Below are 3,603 nucleotides of genomic sequence, written 5' to 3' on the forward strand. Positions count from 1 at the left end.
TGAGCCCGTCATCCTTGTAGCGCGGATCGACGCGGCGGCCGAAATCGCCCTGGGCCGCGGCGTCGACCACTTCGGCGACTGCGCTCTGGAGGGCGGCGCGCTCCCTGGCGGCTTCGGCGTCGCGGAGGCGGGCGGCCTCGGCTTCGGCGTCCATGCGGCGCTTCTCGATCCCGGCTTTCTGGAAGGATTTGAGCGCGCGGGCCATGGCGCCGAGTTCGTGGCGGTGCTGGTCGCCCTCGACCGCCATCTCCAGATCGCCCCCCGCCATCCGCGTCATCACCCCGGCCATCCCGGCCACGGCGCCGGCGATCCACCGACCGATCAGGAAGGCCAGCGCCGCCCCCAGAAGCAGGGCGCCCGCGCCGATGATCAGCGAGACCGACTGCGTGCGCGCCATGCTGTCGGCGGCCTGCGGACCGAGCGCGTTCTGCCGACCGACCACCGCCTGATGCGCCTCGGCCAGAGCGCGGCTGAGCTTCGGCCCGATCTCGTAGGCGAGGCGGTCGTCTTCCCGCGCCGCGGCGCCGATGGCTTGGGCGGCGGCGGCGAGGCGCTCGGCGACGGCGTCGATCTCCGCTTCCACGGCCCCGCGAAGCTCGCTCAGGCGCGGCGTGTCGAAATCCGGGGCAAGTTTGGCGAATTCGTTGCGGACGACGTCGATGCGGTTGATCGCCCAGTTCAATTCGGCCTGGTCGTGATCGGCCATGTAGATCGCCGCGCGCAGACGCCCCTGGAAGGCGTAGATGGAGACATGCGCGACTTCGAGCGCGAGCTCCGGCTCGCCCGACATGGCCAGCGTCCGGATGAGCTGGTCGAGGGCGACGAACAATGCGCCGCCGGTGGTCTGGAAATCGCGCCACAGGGCGCGCCCGCTGCGCACCGCCTCGACCTGGCGCTCGAAAGCCGCGCGATACTCCGCCGAGAGCGGCGCGAGGGCGGCGATTCGGGCGGCGGTTTCGGGGTCGGCGAAGCTCTCCGCCGCCTGCGCCGTCGCCGCGTCGATGGCGTCGAGCTGGGCGCGGACAGTGTCGGCGCCGGCGTCGGATGGGTCGGCGGCGTAGATCAACCGTTCGAGCCGGGTTTCGCCGAGCGTCTCGACGATCTCCGAGATGCCGAGCGAATCGCGCGCAGTGGCGCGATAGTCGGCGAAGACGCCGATCAGCCCGCTCACCGAGACGAAGGCGAAGGCGGCGAGGCCTGCGAGCAGCGCGAGCACCACAGTGAAACCGGCATGGATCCGGGCGGATATTCCGAGGGCGGCGAGCATCCGAGAAACTCCCGGCGGTTGAATGCGTCTCTCGTCTAGGTCGCAATCCGTTTCGCCTCGGTTACCGAACCGGCGCAGACTTGACGCGAAGCGCCCGCGCGTCGATGTCACGCGCGATGTTTCGCGATTCCTCAGCCGATTCCGCGCCGTTCCGCCCGCCCACCCGCGACGAAGGTCTGATGCTCATGGCCGCCTTCGCGCCTGCGATGGGCCGCGCCTACGCCGCGCGCCGCAACCATGATCTCGGTCCCGCCGACCGGGGGAACGTCTCGATGCTCTCGCCCTGGGTGCGGCGACGGCTGGTGCTCGAATCGGAACTGGTCGCCGCGGCGCTCGACGCGCATGGGCCGGCCGCGGCGGAGAAGTTCGTCCAGGAGGTGTTCTGGCGCAGCTACTGGAAGGGCTGGCTGGAGATGCGGCCCTCGGTCTGGACCGCCTATCGCCTCGGCGTCGCCCGCGACCGGGAAGCCGCCGACCCGGAGGCGCTCCGGGCGGCGGAGGCGGGCGAAACCGGGATCGCCTGCTTCGACGCCTGGGCGCGCGAGCTGGAGACCACCGGCTATCTCCATAATCACGCGCGGATGTGGTTCGCATCGATCTGGATCTTCACGCTCGGCCTGCCCTGGCGGCTCGGGGCCGACCTGTTCCTGCGCCGCCTGCTCGACGGCGACCCGGCGTCGAACACCCTGTCATGGCGCTGGGTGGCGGGGCTGCACACCACCGGCAAGCGTTATGTCGCCGATCCCGGCAACATCGCGACATACACCGGCGGGCGCTACCGCCCCGGGCCGGGAGAGCTCGCGCGCGCGCCCGCCCCGCTGGTCGAGGACGCCCCCGCGCCCGCCCCGGCGCCCATCGGGCCGGCGGGGCGGCTCGACCCCGGCGCGCCCTGCGCTTTGCTGATCACCGAGGAGGACCTGACGCCCGAGACGCTGGGCCTCGAGTTGGGTGGGATGCGGGCGACGGCGGCGCTGTCGATGACCGATGCGCGGTCCGACGCCCCAGTCTCGCCGCTGGTCTCAGCGTTCGACCGGGGCGCGCTTGCGGATGCGGCGGCGCGGGCGCAGGCCGCCGGCGCGCCGGCGGCGGAGCTTCTGCGAAACGTCGCGGCGGAGGACCTCGTCGGTTGGGCGCGGCGCGCCCGCGCGCCGCAGATCGCGACCGGCTGGGTTCCCGTGGGCCCTGTGCGCGACTGGCTCGACGCGGCGGCCCCGGCGCTCCGGCAGGCCGGCATGCGGCTCGTCATGCTGCGCCGGCCCTGGGACGACGCGGTGTGGCCGCACGCGACTGCGGGGTTCTTCCGGGTGAAGCGCGAAATCCCCGCGCTGCTGCGCCGCCTTCTCTGAGGCTCAGCCGAACAGGCGCTTGAGCAGGCGCTTCCACCAGCTCAGCTTCTGCGGCCCCGCCTCGGCGGAGGCGGCGCCGGGCGTGGCGGGGGCCGCGACCGGTTCGACGACCGGCTGCGGCGCGCGCGCCGTCTCGGGCGCGGCGGGAGAGGGGGGCGCGGCCTCGACCGGCGCTGCGTCCGGGCCTTCGACCTGCGCCTTGAACGCGCCGAAGAACTGATCGGCGAGCTTGCGGGCGAAGCCGTCGATGAGTCGCGAGCCGAGCTGGGCGATCTTGCCGCCCATCTTCACCTCGACGCCGTAGCTGAGTTCGGTGCCGCCCGGCGCGTCGGCCAGCGACACGTCGGCCTCGCCCTTGGCGAAGCCCGCAGCGCCGCCCTTGCCCTCGCCGACGATGCGGTAGCTGTTGGGCGGGTTGACGTCGAGCAGATCCACCTGGCTCTTGAAGGTCGCCGAAACCGGGCCGACCTTCTGCTTGATCACGGTCTCGAATCTGTTCTCGCCGACCGCGTCGAAGGACTGGCAGCCCGGCATGCACGCCTTCAGCACTTCGGGATCGTTAAGCGCCGCCCACACCGTGGCCCGATCCGCCGCGATGATCTGCTTTCCTTCTAGTCTCATGAGCGTTTCTCCCCGTCTGCGCCGGTTCCGGTCGGTTGGTGTTCGTTGGGCCTGAGCCTAGGCGCGCCGCGCCTTTGCGGCAGCCGACGCGCGCGCCGCGCGCGCATTGGACGCAATTCCGGCAAATGACCCGGGGCCGAAGGACAGCGCGGGCGGCGCGGGGCCGCCCGCGAGAGCGCGTCGATCAGCCCGCGCGGTTGGCGATCAGGTCCTGCACCACCGACGGATCGGCGAGCGTCGAGGTGTCGCCGAGCGAGCCGGTGTCGTTCTCGGCGATCTTGCGCAGGATTCGGCGCATGATCTTGCCCGAGCGCGTCTTGGGCAGGCCGGGCGACCACTGGATCACGTCCGGCGCGTAGAACGGCCCGT

At 72.1% G+C, this 3,603-nt stretch carries 4 protein-coding genes; 1 reads left to right on the forward strand and 3 read right to left on the reverse strand.

Translation table 11 applies throughout. The features are described from left to right. A partial coding sequence (locus V7Q31_RS18050) for a methyl-accepting chemotaxis protein (protein WP_333835234.1) occupies positions 1–1,267 on the reverse strand: 1,267 nt, incomplete at its 3' end. Positions 1,268–1,446: 179 nt separating this feature from the next. Between V7Q31_RS18050 and V7Q31_RS18055 the strand changes: the two genes are divergently transcribed. Then, a complete protein-coding gene (locus tag V7Q31_RS18055) occupies positions 1,447–2,613 on the forward strand; it encodes an FAD-binding domain-containing protein (RefSeq protein ID WP_333835235.1) in 1,167 nt (388 codons plus the stop codon). Positions 2,614–2,616: 3 nt separating this feature from the next. Here V7Q31_RS18055 and V7Q31_RS18060 read toward each other — a convergent pair whose 3' ends face one another. Further along, positions 2,617–3,234: a CoxG family protein gene (locus V7Q31_RS18060; RefSeq protein WP_333835236.1), complete on the reverse strand. Its 618-nt coding sequence runs from the start codon at positions 3,232–3,234 to the stop codon at positions 2,617–2,619. Between the two features lie 184 nt (positions 3,235–3,418). After that, positions 3,419–3,603, reverse strand: a 185-nt coding sequence (locus V7Q31_RS18065; protein ID WP_333835237.1) for a hypothetical protein, incomplete at its 5' end; no start/stop codon positions are given.

It is taken from the genome of Rubrimonas sp. (assembly GCF_036788415.1).
GTDB lineage: Bacteria > Pseudomonadota > Alphaproteobacteria > Rhodobacterales > Rhodobacteraceae > Rubrimonas.